This is a genomic window from Dyella japonica A8 (assembly GCF_000725385.1).
GTDB classification, from domain to species: Bacteria; Pseudomonadota; Gammaproteobacteria; order Xanthomonadales; family Rhodanobacteraceae; genus Dyella; species Dyella japonica_C.
In genome coordinates, this window is sequence record NZ_CP008884.1 from 4,065,129 (window position 1) to 4,079,393 (window position 14,265).

Sequence of the window (14,265 nt, forward strand, 5' to 3'; positions counted from 1 at the left end):
ACGTCAGACGGCAATAACCGTACTGACAAGTTTGTTATAGTACAGTTTTCCCCTACCCCTCCGACCATCCCGGGCGACATGGACACCATCCGCATACGCGGTGCGCGCACGCACAACCTCAAGAACATCGACCTCGACCTGCCCCGCGACAAGCTGATCGTGATCACCGGCCTGTCCGGCTCGGGCAAGTCCTCGCTGGCGTTCGACACCATCTATGCGGAGGGCCAGCGTCGCTACGTCGAGTCGCTGTCGGCCTATGCCCGCCAGTTCCTCTCGATGATGGAGAAGCCGGACGTCGACCATATCGAGGGTCTGTCGCCGGCCATTTCCATCGAACAGAAGTCCACCTCGCACAACCCGCGTTCCACCGTGGGCACCATCACCGAGGTCTACGACTACCTGCGCCTGCTGTACGCCCGCGTAGGCACGCCGCGCTGCCCGGACCACGGCATTCCGCTAGAAGCGCAGACCGTCAGCCAGATGGTGGATAGCACGCTGGCGATGGATGCCGAGAAGCGCTACATGCTGCTGGCGCCGGTGATCCGCGAGCGCAAGGGCGAGCACGTGCAGGTGTTCGACCAGCTGCGTGCGCAAGGCTTCGTGCGCGCTCGCGTCGATGGCACCGTCTACGACCTGGACGCCGTGCCGCCGCTGACGCTGCGCCAGAAGCACACCATCGAAGTGGTGATCGACCGCTTCCGCCCGCGTGACGACATCAAGCAACGCCTGGCCGAATCGTTCGAAACCGCGCTGCGCCTGGGCGATGGCCTGGCCATCGTGGTGGACATGGACGACGCGAAGGCGCCAGAACAGCTGCTGTCCTCGCGCTACTCCTGCCCGGTGTGCGACTACTCGCTGCCGGAGCTGGAACCGCGCCTGTTCTCGTTCAACTCACCCATCGGCGCCTGCCCCACCTGCGACGGCCTGGGCGTCACGCAGGTGTTCGATGCCGCACGCGTCGTGGGGCATCCGGAGCTGTCGCTCGCCGGTGGCGCCATCCGTGGTTGGGATCGCCGCAACGCGCATTACTTCCAGCTGCTGCTTTCGCTCGCGGCGCATTACAAGTTCGATGTGGAAACGCCGTGGCGCAAGCTGCCGGCGGACGTCCAGAAGGCGGTGCTGTACGGCAGCGGCAAAGAGCTGATCGCGTTCAAGTACATCACTGAACGCGGTGGCCGCGTGACGCGCGAGCACGCGTTCGAAGGCATCCTTCCGAACATGGAGCGCCGCTACAAGGAAACCGAGTCGCCTGCGGTACGCGAGGAACTGGCCAAGTACATCAGCGACCAGGCCTGCGGTGAATGCGAAGGCCAGCGCCTGAACCGTTCGGCGCGCAACGTGTTCGTGGCCGACCACGCCCTGCCCTCGCTGACTTCGCGCTCCATCGACGACGCGCTCGCCTTCTTCGAGAAGCTGACGCTCACCGGCTGGCGCGGCGAGATCGCCGTCAAGATCGTGAAGGAAATCCGCGAGCGCCTGACCTTCCTCAACGACGTGGGCCTCAACTACCTCACGCTGGATCGCCAGGCGGACTCGCTGTCCGGTGGCGAGGCCCAGCGCATCCGTCTCGCTTCGCAGATCGGCGCGGGCCTCGTGGGCGTGATGTACGTGCTCGACGAGCCGTCCATCGGCCTGCACCAGCGCGACAACGAGCGCCTGCTTGGCACGCTGACGCGCCTGCGCGACCTGGGCAACACGGTGATCGTGGTCGAGCATGACGAAGACGCCATCCGCATGGCGGACCACGTGCTCGACATCGGCCCTGGCGCTGGCGTTCACGGCGGCGAAATCGTGGCCGAGGGCTCGCTCAAGGACATCCTGTCGTCGCCGCGTTCCATCACCGGCCAGTTCCTGTCCGGCAAGCGCGGCATCAAGGTGCCGGAGGAGCGCCGCCAGCAGCTGGACGCCGATTCGTGGCTGCACCTGAAGGGCGCCAACGGCAACAACCTCAAGAACGTCGACCTGGCGATTCCCGCCGGCCTGTTCACCTGCGTCACGGGCGTGTCCGGCTCGGGCAAGTCGACCCTGGTCAACGACACGCTGTTCCGCCTCGCCGCGACCGAACTCAACGGTTCCAGCGAGAAGGCTGCGCCGTACAAGTCCATCGAAGGCCTGGAGCTGTTCGACAAGGTGGTGGACATCGACCAGTCGCCGATCGGCCGCACACCGCGTTCGAACCCGGCCACCTACACCGGCCTGTTCACCCCGTTGCGCGAACTGTTCGCGCAGGTGCCGGAAGCGCGCGCGCGCGGCTACACGCCGGGCCGCTTCAGCTTCAACGTGCGCGGCGGCCGTTGCGAGGCCTGCGAAGGCGACGGCATGATCAAGGTGGAAATGCACTTCCTGCCGGACGTGTACGTGCCCTGCGACGTCTGCCACGGCAAGCGCTACAACCGCGAAACGCTGGAAGTGCACTACAAGGGCCACACCATCGCCGACGTGCTCGACATGACGGTGGAAGATGCATTCAAGCTGTTCGAGAACGTGCCGACCATCGCACGCAAGCTCGAAACGCTGCGCAAGGTGGGCCTGGATTACATCAAGCTCGGCCAAAGCGCGACCACGCTCTCGGGCGGCGAAGCGCAGCGCGTGAAGCTGTCCAAGGAATTGTCCAAGCGCGACACCGGCCGCACGCTGTACATCCTCGACGAGCCGACCACCGGCCTGCACTTCCACGACATCGAGCAGTTGCTCGACGTGTTGCACCAGTTGGTGGAACAGGGCAACACCGTGGTCGTGATCGAGCATAATCTCGATGTGATCAAGACCGCCGACTGGCTGGTCGATCTCGGCCCGGAAGGCGGCGCCGGCGGTGGACGCATCCTCGTGACCGGCACGCCGGAGACGGTGGCTGCCACGCCGGGCTCGCATACCGGACACTTCCTCGCCCCGCATCTCGACATGAAGCCCGTCAAGGCGGCCAAGGCCGAGAGCAACGGCAAGAGCAAACCTGCATTACGGAAGAAGACTGCATGAGTTCCACCGAAACAGTGCCTGAAAAACGCACGCGTTCCCGCAAGGCCGAGGTGCAGGAAAGCACCCCGGCCGTGACGGACAACGCACAGGCACCGGAGGCGGCGACTGGCCCGCTGTTCGTCGCCCCCATCGGCGTGCGTTGGCGTGATCTGGACGCGTTCAATCACGTCAACAACGCCAACTACCTCACCTACCTCGAAGAGGCACGCCTGCAATGGCTGCAGCACGTGCCGGGCTGGTTCGACGAGCACTCCATGCCCGTGCTGGCGGCGAGCGAACTGAACTACCGCCGCCCCATCGAATGGCCGGCGCAGTTGAACGTGGAGCTGTTCTGCGAACGCCTGGGCAACAGTTCGGTGACCATCGCCCATCGCATCGTCAACGCCCACGATGGCTCGCTGTACAGCGACGGCAAGGTGGTGATGGTGTGGATGGACCCGGGCACCGGCAAGCCGGTACCCCTGCCCCAGTCGATCCGCGACGCGGCCGAAGCGGGCGCTTGAACGACCCAGCCGGCATTTGGGGTTAACCCCTCCGGCACGACGGATGCCGCAGCTTCATGCGGTATCCGTACTATCAACGGCGACCACCCGAAAGGAGTTCGACCGTGATCCCGCTTCCCCTTCGCACCCTCGCCTTCGCCATGGCCGCCGGCACCGGCGCAGGCGCCATCGCCGCCCCATCCTCCACCACGCTCACGCTGTACCGCAGCGACGATGCCGCGCTCTACAGCGCCGGCGACAGCGGCAGCGTGCACGCCGGCTACGCGGTGGCGCGGGAGCCGCGCCAGCTCGACCTGAAGTCCGGCACGCAGGACATCAGCCTGGGCGGCCTGCCGCAGTACCTCGACCCCGAAGCCATGGCCCTGAGCGTCGAGGGTGACGCCGCGCAGGTGATCTCCCAGCGCCTTCGCCTTGGCCAGGGGCAGAACGCGGCACTCGGCAGCCTCATCGGGCAGCCGGTGGAGGTGCTCGCCACCAGCGGGCAGCCACTCGCCAGCGGCACCTTGCTGCGCGCCGACGATGGGCTGCTCGTGCAGGACGCCTCCGGCCGCACCAGCCTGATCCGCGAATACGCCGCCGTTCGTGCCGCCGGCAGCTTCCAGACCGGCGCGAGCCTGCAGATGCGCGTGGACGCCAAGCGCGCCGGCAAGGCGCAGGCCATCTTGAGCTACACCACGTCCGGGCTGGGCTGGCGCGCGGCCTACGTGGGCACGCTGGCGCCGGGCGATGGCTGCAGGATGCAGTTCGAATCCCGTGCCAGCATCGCCAATCGCAGCGGACGTGACTGGAACAACGTGCAGCTGACCCTGATCGCCGGCGAGCCACGGATCACCAAGCCGGTATCGGGGCCCCGCCCGATGGCCTTCTCGGTGCAGGCCAAGATGGCGGATGGGGCGATGCCCGAGCAATCCACGCTGGCCGACTACCGCACCTACACCCTGCCCGGCGCCGTCGACCTGCCCGATGGCAGCGTGAGCCAGGTGCCGCTGTACGCCACGCGCACCATCGAGTGCGAACGCACCTCGCTCTACGAGAACGGCGGTGGCTGGGTGCCCCCGCAGCCGATGATCGGCCAGGATTTCGTGCCCGGCGGCGACAGTACCGGCATCGTCAGCACCCTGCAGTTCCACGCCTTCGACAGCCTGCCGGCGGGCTACCTGCGCGTGCTCACCGCCGACCGCAACGGCACGCCGCAATTCATCGGCGAAGGCCGCATCAACGACACCCCCAAGGGCAGCGACGCGCGCATCACACTCGGCCAGGCTTTCGACTTGCGCGGCAATCGCGAGCGCACCGCCTTCCACGTGGACAAGAACGGCCGCACGCTGGACGAGGCATTCCGGATCACCCTCACCAACGCCGGCGACAGCCCGCGTACGGTCACCGTGCGCGAGCATCCCCAGCGCTGGCGCCAGTGGACGCTGGTGTCCTCGAGCAGCAAGCCCAGCGCGCAGACCACCGACACGCTGGAATTCAAGGTAACGGTACCGGCCAACGGCAAGGCGACGCTCGACTACGCCGTGCGTTACCAGTGGACGGCCGATGAGAACCCGCAGGGGTGAGATCAAGAGCGAGTGAAGAGAAGTGAGAAGCGAGAGAAAGCGAGGCCGCTCAGCCTTCCCCCTCTCGTTTCTCACTCCTCCCAACTCACCTCTGGCCTATTGAGTCGAGGTCTTTGCTACTCTCGCTGCTCACTCCTCTCCACCCATTTCTGGCCCTCCGCCATGCTCAACCTGATCACGCACGACGCCGTCACCGAAATCAACCTGGCGCGTCCCCCAGTGAACGCGCTCAATTCCGAACTGCTGCGCGCGCTCCGTGACGCCGTCGACAACGCTGTCGCGGGTGGTGCGCGCGGCATCGTGCTTTCGGGCATGCCGGGCATGTTCTCGGCCGGCGCCGACATACCTTCGCTGATCGGCCGCGATCGTGGCAGCGTGCGCGCGTTCTGGCGCGAGTTCTTCCACACCAGCTCCAAGCTCGCCATGTCGCCGGTTCCCGTGGTCGCCGCGATCACCGGTCACAGCCCCGCGGGCGGCGCGGTGCTCTCGCTGTTCTGCGACTACCGCGTGATGGCCGAAGGCCCGTTCCGCATCGGCCTCAACGAAGTGCAGGTGGGCCTGGTGGTGCCTGAGTGCATCCAGATGGCGCTGCGCCGCATCGTGGGCGCCTATCGCGCGGAGCGCCTGATGGTGGCGGGCGCCATGGTCGACTCGGCCGAAGCACTGGCCATCGGCCTGGTGGACGAACTCACCAATATCGAACAGGTGGTGACGCGCGCGGTGGTGTGGATGCAGGCACTGATCGCCCTGCCCTCCCATGCCATGCTCACGACGCGCGCCACTGCCCGCGCGGACCTCACCACCGTCTGGGCCGATCCGGACAAGCTGCCGCTCGACGAATTCGTCGATGGTTACTTCCATCCGGAGGCGCAGGCGGTGCTCGAAAAGCTCGTGGCGCGGCTGAAGAAGAAAGACTGACCAGCCGGTCAACCGTCGTCCCCTTGTGGGAGCGCACCCTGTGCGCGACTGGCCCTGCACGCAGCCGTTACGCCAGTCGCGCACAGGGTGCGCTCCCACAGGAAGATCAAAGAAAAAAGGCTCAGCCTGGCTCGGAGCCCTTGGCCACGGGCCGGCTCGCATCGCTCACCCAACCGCTCCATGACGGCGCATACAGCCGCGATCCGGTCAGGCCCGCGTGCTCCATCGCCAGCAGGTTGTGGCACGCGGTAACGCCCGAGCCGCACATGTGCACCACGTCCTGCGGCGAGTGCGTGCCCAGCACGGCTTCAAACTCCTTGTGCAACACGTCGGCGCGTTTGAAACGGCCATCGTCACGGAGGTTCTCGGAGAACGGACGATTCAGCGCGCCCGGCACATGGCCGCCCACGGGATCGATGGGTTCGACTTCGCCGCGATAACGCGGCACCGCGCGTGCATCGAGCAGCAGACGCTCCGGATCAGCGCGCAACGACGCGTGATCGACGGTGTACAGGCTCGCATCGAAATGCAGGGAAACCGGGCGCGGCGTGCGATGCACGTCGCCCGATTCCACCGGCTTGCCAGCACCGACCCACGCGGGATAACCGCCATCGAGCACGGCGACGCCTGGGATGCCCGCCAGTCGTAGCAGCCACCACAGGCGCGCAGCCGCGAGCGAACCACTCGCGGCGTCGTAGCACACGATCTGCGTGCCTTCGCGCCAGCCCCAGCGCGACAAGACGTGGGAGAAGGCTTCTTCCCGCGGCAACGGGTGGCGGCCCAGGCCTTCGGCCTTGCGCGAGAGGTCGGACAGATCGGCATCCAGGCTGGCATAGACCGCGCCGGGAATGTGCCCTTCGCGATAGTCGCGCTCGCCCTTGCCGACGTCGCGCTGGCCCGTGCCCGGCGCCATCAGGTCGAAACGACAGTCGACGATCAACACCTCGTCGGGCGCAAGCGCCGCCAGTTCCTCGACATCGATCAGCGTGGTCCTGAGCGTCATGACCGCCCCATCCTCTGCAGGAGGTTGAACACCATGGCGGCCGTGGCACCCCAGATGCGATGGCCGCCGTGCACGAATTCCACCATGTCGCGGCGATGGCCACGGAAGTCCATGGTGTACCGCCGGAGATTGCGCGGTTCGAGAAAGAACGACAACGGCACCTCGAATACTTCCGCCACTTCGGCCGGCGCGGGATACAGGCGCGCGTCGGGATCGATGCGCGCCACCACCGGCGTGATGGTGTAGCCGCTGATGGTGTCGAAGCGATCCAGAAAACCGAGCGGCGTGACGAGCCGGCGCTCCAGGCCGATCTCCTCTTCGCTCTCGCGCAACGCGGTAGCGATGGCGTCGGCGTCCCCGGGGTCGGTACGACCGCCCGGAAAGGCCACCTGCCCCGCGTGGTCCTGCAGATGGTCGGTGCGCACCGTCAGCACCAGGCGTGGTTGCACGCCTTCGCGCACGCCCACCAGCACGGCGGCCGGCCGGCGCGGCTTGTCACCGATCAGCTGGACCATGTCCGCATGGTTCCAACCTTGCCCGGTCGGCGGTGACGACAATGGCACCACTGCATGACTCAGGTCGGTCAACAGCTCGCTCATCAAGCGCTCTTCCGCGGGGGAAGCACGTCGCGCATGTAGCGAAGCCGTTCCTGCTCGTCCATGCCGCGCCAACGGGCGATTTCGTCGCCGGTGCGCAGGCAACCGATGCAGTAACCACGTTCGTCCAGGCGGCAAATGCCGATGCAAGGACTCAGGGGATTGCTGGAAGGACCAGGGGAGCTGTCAGCCGCCGTCATGCCGCAAGGAGTGTCTACGTAAGCGCGGCACGGAAGCGTGCCAAGGAAGCGGGCATGCTATCACGGGCCGTCACGGGACTCCCGCGGCCACGCACCATGGCCGCGGCCGCACGATGTCAGGGCTTGATTTCGAGCAACTCGATCTCGAAGACCAGCGTCTCGTTCGGCCCGATGCGCGGCGGGTCGCCCTTCACGCCATAGGCCAGGCTGGGCGGCACCGTGACCTTCCACAAGTCACCGACGTGCATGCGCTGGATCACTTCCTGCCAGCCCGGGATCACCTTGTTGTTGACCACGAAACTCACCGGTGAGCCGTGGGCCCAGGAGCTGTCGAACTCGGTGCCATCGATCAGCATGGCGCGGAAGTTCACCGTCACCACCGAGCCTTCCGGCACCGGCTTGGTGCCCGTGCCCTTCTTCAGCACTTCGTACTGGATGCCCGAGGGAAGCTGGATCACGCCCGGCTTCGCCTTGTTGCGCTCCATGTAGTCGGCGCTCTTGCGCGCGTTGGTCTCCGCCGCCTGCCTGAACTGCGCCAGCGCCTGGGTGTGCATCTGTTCGTCGAGTTCGCGCAACTGGTCGTGCATGTCGCGCATGGGCACGGCGGGGCGTTTCTTGGCGTAGGCGTCCTGGATCGCACGCACCAAGGTGGGAATGTCCACATCCGGATCGCCGTTGGCGAACTGGCTGCCGATCTGGTAGCCGATGGCGTAGGACAGCTTGGTCTTGTCGAGCTTGACCTGCGACTGGCCTTGCGGGGCGCTACTGTCCTGGGCGTGCGCCACAACACCCCATAGCAGGATGCCGTATGCGAGCCAACGCAGTTGTGCCATGCCTTCCTCCATTGAGAGCCTGCCGAGGCTCAAAACCGCAGGTCCGCCATCCTAAGCGGTCTTGGCGAATCGTGCAGCCAGACCGGACGGTCCGGCGTCCCTGCTAAGAACATGCGAAGCGCCAAAGGTTCCCGCTGGTACCATGAGCCCCTTTTCCCGCCGGAGTGGAACATGGCTTATCGCAACCTGGAAATCGCCAACCGCGGCGCGGTGCGCACCATCACCGTCAACCGCCCGGACAAGCTCAATGCGCTCAACCGGGAGACGCTCAACGAGCTGACGCTGGCCTTCACCCAGGCCGCCCAGGACGATGCCGTGCGCGTGGTCGTGCTGGCCGGCGCCGGCGAGAAGGCGTTCGTGGCGGGCGCCGACATTGCAGAAATGAATGGCTACACCCCGGTCCAGGCGCAAGGCTTCTCGCGCGCGGGCCAGCGCCTGATGAGCCTGGTCGAACGCCTGGGCAAGCCGGTCATCGCCCGCATCCAGGGCTTCGCCCTTGGCGGCGGCATGGAGCTGGCGATGTGCTGCCACCTGCGCGTGGCCAGCGAGAAGGCCAAGTTCGGCCAACCCGAGATCAACCTCGGCCTGATCCCCGGCTTCGGCGGCACCCAGCGCCTGCTGCGCCTGGCCGGCCGTGGCGCGGCGCTGGAGCTGTGCCTGCTGGGTGCGCCGATCCCGGCCCAGCGTGCCTATGAGCTCGGCGTGGTCACCCGCGTGGTGGCGCCCGAAGCACTGGATGAAACGGTGAACGCCATGGCCGATCAGCTGGCCGCCGCCGCGCCGCTGGCCGCCGCCGGCATTCTCGATGCCATCCTGCAGGGCGGCGAGACCAGCATCGACCAGGGTCTGGAGTTTGAAACGCAGGCGTTTGCCCTGGCGTTCTCCACCGAGGACATGCGCGAAGGCACCACGGCGTTCCTCGAAAAGCGCAAGGCCGACTTCAAGGGCCGCTGATGCAAAAGCACGACGGCCAGCGCAAGGCTGGCCGTCGTGATGGTTCCCTGGGCAACGCGGTCAGTGACCGCTGCCCTTGTACTTCTTCTCGCCAGCGGTCACCGCGAGATCCATGCGGTTTTCCGGCGGCGCCAGTGGACACGTGGCATACGGCGTGAAGGCACACGGCGGGTTGTAGGCGCGGTTGAAGTCGAGCACGACCTTGCCGTCCTTCGGCAGGTCGGCATACATGAAACGCGCTGCGCCGTAGGTTTCCTTGCCGGAGGTGCGGTCGGCGATCACGAAGAACAGCGAATCGGGTTCTTCCTGGATCGGCATCAACTCGTAGGTGTGCCCATCGCGGTGGAATACCGCCTTGCCCGGCACCTTTTCCTTGTTGATGGTGCCCAGCACCGAACCGATTTCCAGCTCGTGCGGCGGATCGAACGGCACCCAGTCGGCGACGATGCGCCAGGAAGGATCTGCCGGGTAGTAATCGAGGCCCTGGAAGTGCGTGCGCGTCTCCGCGTTGGTGTCCTTCACGCGCAGCGCCTTGCGGCCGTCGCGCTCGATCACCAGGAAACTCACCGAGCCGAACGCCACAAGGGACGGCGCGCCGTCGCTGGCATGCGCATCATCGACGAGTGCGGCCTCGTGCACGGCCTTGCCATCGACGGTGGCGCCACTGTTCTTGTCGAGCACGATGTGCATGCTGCCGTCCTTCGACAACGTCACCACGCCGAGGTGGGCGGGGCCGGCCGTCAGCACGATGTCGTTGTCGGCGGCGCTGCCTACGCGGTTCGCCCCCTCCTTCAGCCAGTCCAGGCCGATCAGGCTCAACCAGCCGTTCGGGGCAGTGAGGCTGGCAAGGCGCTTCTGCTGCCAGTGGGCGTTCTGCTGGGGAAAATCCGTCGCCGCAGCGGCGTCGTTGGTCTGGGCTTGCACGTTGGCAACTCCAAGGCTCAGGGCAAAAGCGAGTACGGCGGTACGCAACATGGTCAGGCCCGTCGAGTGAGGTTCCGAGTATGGACGTCCATTTGCCAGACTGGCAAGCGCGCCCCGTACAGAAAATCAGCGTCCACGCAGAAACAGCTTGTCCAGCTCGGGCAGGCTCAGCTGAGTCCAGGTCGGGCGCCCGTGGTTGCACTGTCCCGAACGCTCCGTGGCTTCCATCTCACGGAGCAACGCGTTCATTTCAGGAATGGTGAGACGCCGTCCGGCACGCACCGAGCCATGGCATGCCATGGTGGCGAGCAGCTCGTTTTCCAGCTCCTGCAGGCGACGCGAACTGCCGTGCTGCGCCAGTTCGGCCAGCACGTCGCGGCACAGCTGCGCCACGTCGGCCCCCTCCAGCAGCGCGGGAATGCGGCGCACCACCACGCCCGAGGGACCACTGCGCGAGAGCTCCAGCCCCCATTCGGCCAGTGCATCCGCATGTTCTTCCGCGGCGGCGGCCTCCCGCGTGCTTACGGCGACATTCAACGGCACCAGCATCATCTGCGAACGAAGATTGCTGCAGGCGCGGCCCGCCTTGAGCTTTTCGTAGGTGATGCGCTCGTGCGCCGCATGCATGTCCACCAGGATCAGGCCATGCGTGTTTTCCGCAAGGATGTAGATGTTCTTGAGCTGCGCGATGGCAAAGCCCAGGGGCGGCGCTTCCTCTTCGGTTGCCTCCGGCATCGGCGCGTTGGCCGCGAAACCCAACGGTGCCGGCGCGTTCGCCGGCTCGCCCAACAGCGCGGCGTAACCGGCCAGTGGCTCATCCCTCACGCCGAGGCTCAAGCGGCTCTGGCTGAAAGCGTTCGGCCATGCCGGCGCGGAGACGGCAGCCGACGAAGGCGGGGCCATGCTGTAGGACGGCGTCATCGCAGGCGACGGCGATTCCCCGGCCGGCAGTGCCGTGCTGCCCGCCCGCGTCTGCGCCAGGGCTTCGTGCAGCGTGCGGAACAGGAAGTCGTGCACCAGCCGCTGCTCGCGGAAGCGCACTTCGTGCTTGGCCGGGTGCACGTTGACGTCCACGCCGACCGGGTCCAGTTCGAGGTACAGCACGAAGGCCGGATGGCGCCCATGGAAAAGCACGTCCGCGTAGGCCTGACGCACCGCATGCGCCACGACGCGGTCACGCACCAGCCGCCCGTTCACGTAGAAGTACTGCGAGTCGGCCTGCGAGCGCGACGCGGTCGGCAAGCCCACCCAGCCCGACAGATGCAGGCCGGCGGCCGCATGGTCGATGCGCAGGCTCTGCGCCGGGAAATCCTCGCCCATCACCTCGGCCACACGCAGCAGGGCCGCAGTTTCATCGCGCGCCGCCTTGAGGATGCGCACCGGCTTGCCGTTGTGGCTCAGGCGGAATTCCACCGAACCGCGCGCCAGTGCGAGCGACTTCAGCAGATCGTCGATATGCGCGAACTCGGTGCGCTCGGCGCGGAGGAATTTGCGGCGCGCCGGCACGTTGTAGAACAGGTCGCGCACTTCCACGCTGCTGCCCTGCGGGTGTTGCGCGGGCCGCGCGGCCTGCATCTTGCCGCCGTCCACTTCGATGCGGAACGCGGTGTCCACGCCTTGCGCGCGCGAGGTCAGCGCAAAACGCGCCACCGAAGACACCGAAGCCAGCGCCTCGCCGCGAAAACCCATGCTGGCGACGTGTTCAAGATCGTCGAAACTGCCGATCTTGCTGGTGGCGTGCGAGGCCACCGCCAGCTGCAGTTCGTCGGGAACAATGCCGCAACCGTCGTCACGCACGCGGATCAGCCGCGCCCCGCCCTGCTCGATGTCCACCTCGATGCGCGTGGCGCCTGCGTCGAGGCTGTTCTCGACCAGTTCCTTCACGACGGACGATGGCCTTTCGATCACCTCACCGGCAGCGATCTGGTTGATGAGTTCGGGTGGCAGGGGACGAATGACTGGCATCCACGAAGCTTAGAGCCTGCGGCGCCCCGGCGAAAGCAAAAGCGCCGCCCTGTCGGCGGCGCCTGGTTCATGCCCTGGGAGCCCGGCTCAACCGGCCGGGATGGCCAGCATCATGCCCACCCGCACGCTGCTTTCGCCGTCCAGCTTGTTGGCGTTCTTGATGGCGTTGACGCTGATGCCGTACTGCTTGGCAATGCTCCGCAGGCTCTCGCCGCGCTCGACGCGATGCATGTCCTGCACGCCGTCGTCCGCACGGGCCGAAGCGCCGGACGTGGACGCCATGGCCTGCGCCACGGCGCGGGTCGCCCTGGCGGACGTCTCGTCGTCGCCCTGAGAACTGGCGACATTCGCCACGCCGTTGCGATGGGATGCCTGCGCGGCGAACCAACTGCCCGGCGGGGGCGTGGCCTCGAAATAGCTGCGGATGCCACCCATGACAGCCGTGGCAAGGCGCGTCTGGTGCGACGGATCGCGCAACTTGCGCTCTTCGTCCGGATTGCTGATGAAGGCGGTTTCGACCAGGATCGAGGGCACGTCCGGCGAACGCAGCACCACGAAGTTCGCGCGCTCCACATAGCCGCGATGCGTCGGACCGAGGTTGCCCAACGCCTTGAGCACGTTGTTGGCGACCGATTCGCTGGCCTGCATGGAGTAGCCCTGCTGCAGGTCCAGCAGCACGGCGGCCAGGCCGTCGTTCTTGTCGTCCAGCGTGACGCCGCCGATCAGGTCGGCGCGGTTCTGCCCGTCCGCCAGCCAGCGGGCGGCCATGCTGGTCTTGCCGCGCGGCGACAACACCCACACGGATGAACCCTTGGCATCGCCATTGACGAAAGCGTCGGCGTGGATCGACACGAACAGGTCGGCCGAATTGTTGCGGGCAATCTGGTAGCGCTGGGCCAGCGGGATGAAGAAATCCGCACTGCGCGTCAGCACCGCGCGCATGCCCGGCTGCTGGTTGATCTGGTCGGCCAGCTGGCGAGCCACCGCCAGGGTGACGTTCTTCTCCAGCGTGCCGCCGGGGCCGTGGGCGCCCGGGTCTTCACCGCCATGGCCGGCATCGATGGCAATGACCACCTTGCGCTCGCCATTGAGCAGCGCAGCGGCGGCGCGCGTGGACGCCATGCCGCTCTGGGTGGACTTGAGCGAGGACTTGCCCGTACTGCGCACGGGTTCGGGCGCAGGCGCCGCCACCGGTGCGGGTGTGGGGGCTGCCGGCGGCGCAGCCGGGACCACGGGAGCCACGGTGGATGCGGTGCTGCTGTCGCCGTCGTCGTCCGACGGCGCGGGTGCGGGAGCGGCCGGAGCCGGCGCCGGCAACTTCGCCGGTATTGCCTTGGCGACGCTGCCGCTGCCCGGGTACAGGTCGACCACCAAGCGATAGCCGTACTCCGCCTGCGGCTTGAGCAGGAAGCTCTTCACGCTGCTGGAGGGGTCGATCTTCGCGGTCAGGCGGGCGTTGTCGCCCTGCCGTTCGCCGCGGATGCCCTTGAACAGGCCGGTGGCGCCTGGGGCGTTGAAGCTGCTGGCAATGGCGCTGGCGTTGACGTCCACCGTGAGCTCGCCGCCGTCCTGGCTGAGCTTGTAGGTGACAGGGCCGGAAACATCCAACACCACGCGGGTGTATTCGGGCCCGGCCCAGACGCGTGCGGACTTCACGTCGGCCGCGCGAGACGCGCAAAAAGGCGCCACGGCCAGCAAGGCCACGGCGCCGAGCACAGCAGGATGCGTCCTATATCCCTTCATGGGGCGGAATTGAAGCCTAGCGGCCTCGGGAAAGCAAGAGGTTTTCCCTTGAATATCCATAACCTGCATCGCTTTCGTTAGTCGGCAT

At 66.7% G+C, this 14,265-nt stretch carries 12 protein-coding genes; 5 read left to right on the forward strand and 7 right to left on the reverse strand.

Annotated elements, in window-relative coordinates; all coding sequences use genetic code 11:
• Positions 1 to 78: 78 nt before the first annotated feature.
• From uvrA to HY57_RS17125, 4 genes are all read left to right on the forward strand, one after another.
• On the forward strand, positions 79 to 2,976 hold the full coding sequence (gene uvrA, locus HY57_RS17110) for an excinuclease ABC subunit UvrA (RefSeq protein ID WP_019465499.1): 2,898 nt from the start codon (positions 79 to 81) through the stop codon (positions 2,974 to 2,976).
• The gene (locus HY57_RS17115; RefSeq protein ID WP_019465498.1) at positions 2,973 to 3,479 is read left to right on the forward strand and encodes an acyl-CoA thioesterase; all 507 of its coding nucleotides are present in this window, start codon (positions 2,973 to 2,975) and stop codon (positions 3,477 to 3,479) included. Before uvrA ends, HY57_RS17115 begins: the two co-directional genes overlap by 4 nt.
• 104 nt (positions 3,480 to 3,583) lie before the next feature.
• Entirely contained in the window at positions 3,584 to 5,041 is a 1,458-nt protein-coding gene (locus HY57_RS17120) for a DUF4139 domain-containing protein (protein ID WP_019465497.1), read from the forward strand.
• A gap of 162 nt (positions 5,042 to 5,203) precedes the next feature.
• The gene (locus HY57_RS17125; protein ID WP_019465496.1) at positions 5,204 to 5,959 is read left to right on the forward strand and encodes an enoyl-CoA hydratase/isomerase family protein; all 756 of its coding nucleotides are present in this window, start codon (positions 5,204 to 5,206) and stop codon (positions 5,957 to 5,959) included.
• Between the two features lie 121 nt (positions 5,960 to 6,080).
• On the opposite strand, the gene HY57_RS17130 is transcribed toward HY57_RS17125, so the two are convergent.
• The 4 genes from HY57_RS17130 to HY57_RS17145 form a co-directional block, all read right to left on the reverse strand.
• Positions 6,081 to 6,962 (reverse strand): sulfurtransferase, encoded by an 882-nt coding sequence (locus HY57_RS17130; RefSeq protein ID WP_019465495.1) that lies wholly within the window; start codon positions 6,960 to 6,962, stop codon positions 6,081 to 6,083.
• Positions 6,959 to 7,561 carry a CoA pyrophosphatase gene (locus HY57_RS17135; protein ID WP_026033963.1) on the reverse strand — a complete coding sequence of 201 codons (603 nt, stop codon included), beginning with the start codon at positions 7,559 to 7,561 and terminating at the stop codon, positions 6,959 to 6,961. Before HY57_RS17135 ends, HY57_RS17130 begins: the two co-directional genes overlap by 4 nt.
• The gene (locus HY57_RS22310) at positions 7,561 to 7,758 is read right to left on the reverse strand and encodes a DUF1289 domain-containing protein (RefSeq protein ID WP_026033962.1); all 198 of its coding nucleotides are present in this window, start codon (positions 7,756 to 7,758) and stop codon (positions 7,561 to 7,563) included. The genes HY57_RS17135 and HY57_RS22310 overlap by 1 nt, the downstream gene beginning before the upstream one ends.
• 116 nt (positions 7,759 to 7,874) lie before the next feature.
• Entirely contained in the window at positions 7,875 to 8,591 is a 717-nt protein-coding gene (locus tag HY57_RS17145; RefSeq protein ID WP_026033961.1) for an FKBP-type peptidyl-prolyl cis-trans isomerase, read from the reverse strand.
• A 171-nt stretch (positions 8,592 to 8,762) separates the two neighbouring features.
• Between HY57_RS17145 and HY57_RS17150 the strand changes: the two genes are divergently transcribed.
• Complete coding sequence (locus HY57_RS17150; protein ID WP_019465493.1) at positions 8,763 to 9,545, forward strand: enoyl-CoA hydratase/isomerase family protein; 783 nt, start codon at positions 8,763 to 8,765, stop codon at positions 9,543 to 9,545.
• 60 nt (positions 9,546 to 9,605) lie between these two features.
• Here the strand turns inward: HY57_RS17150 and HY57_RS17155 are convergent, their stop codons facing one another.
• The 3 genes from HY57_RS17155 to HY57_RS17165 form a co-directional block, all read right to left on the reverse strand.
• Entirely contained in the window at positions 9,606 to 10,520 is a 915-nt protein-coding gene (locus HY57_RS17155) for a DUF1684 domain-containing protein (protein ID WP_019465492.1), read from the reverse strand.
• A gap of 75 nt (positions 10,521 to 10,595) precedes the next feature.
• On the reverse strand, positions 10,596 to 12,434 hold the full coding sequence (gene mutL, locus HY57_RS17160) for a DNA mismatch repair endonuclease MutL (protein WP_019465491.1): 1,839 nt from the start codon (positions 12,432 to 12,434) through the stop codon (positions 10,596 to 10,598).
• Positions 12,435 to 12,521: 87 nt separating this feature from the next.
• On the reverse strand, positions 12,522 to 14,177 hold the full coding sequence (locus HY57_RS17165; protein ID WP_026033960.1) for an N-acetylmuramoyl-L-alanine amidase: 1,656 nt from the start codon (positions 14,175 to 14,177) through the stop codon (positions 12,522 to 12,524).
• Positions 14,178 to 14,265: the final 88 nt, after the last annotated feature.

What these genes read in the sequence shown, in the direction of transcription:
- HY57_RS17150 (WP_019465493.1), top strand. Translation starts at nt 8,763, where the DNA reads ATGGCTTATCGCAACCTGGAAATCGCCAACCGCGGCGCGGTGCGCACC.
- HY57_RS17115 (WP_019465498.1), top strand. Translation starts at nt 2,973, where the DNA reads ATGAGTTCCACCGAAACAGTGCCTGAAAAACGCACGCGTTCCCGCAAG.
- mutL (WP_019465491.1), bottom strand. Translation starts at nt 12,434, where the DNA reads ATGCCAGTCATTCGTCCCCTGCCACCCGAACTCATCAACCAGATCGCT.
- HY57_RS17145 (WP_026033961.1), bottom strand. Translation starts at nt 8,591, where the DNA reads ATGGCACAACTGCGTTGGCTCGCATACGGCATCCTGCTATGGGGTGTT.
- HY57_RS17135 (WP_026033963.1), bottom strand. Translation starts at nt 7,561, where the DNA reads ATGAGCGAGCTGTTGACCGACCTGAGTCATGCAGTGGTGCCATTGTCG.
- HY57_RS17165 (WP_026033960.1), bottom strand. Translation starts at nt 14,177, where the DNA reads ATGAAGGGATATAGGACGCATCCTGCTGTGCTCGGCGCCGTGGCCTTG.
- HY57_RS17130 (WP_019465495.1), bottom strand. Translation starts at nt 6,962, where the DNA reads ATGACGCTCAGGACCACGCTGATCGATGTCGAGGAACTGGCGGCGCTT.
- HY57_RS22310 (WP_026033962.1), bottom strand. Translation starts at nt 7,758, where the DNA reads ATGACGGCGGCTGACAGCTCCCCTGGTCCTTCCAGCAATCCCCTGAGT.
- HY57_RS17155 (WP_019465492.1), bottom strand. Translation starts at nt 10,520, where the DNA reads ATGTTGCGTACCGCCGTACTCGCTTTTGCCCTGAGCCTTGGAGTTGCC.
- HY57_RS17125 (WP_019465496.1), top strand. Translation starts at nt 5,204, where the DNA reads ATGCTCAACCTGATCACGCACGACGCCGTCACCGAAATCAACCTGGCG.
- uvrA (WP_019465499.1), top strand. Translation starts at nt 79, where the DNA reads ATGGACACCATCCGCATACGCGGTGCGCGCACGCACAACCTCAAGAAC.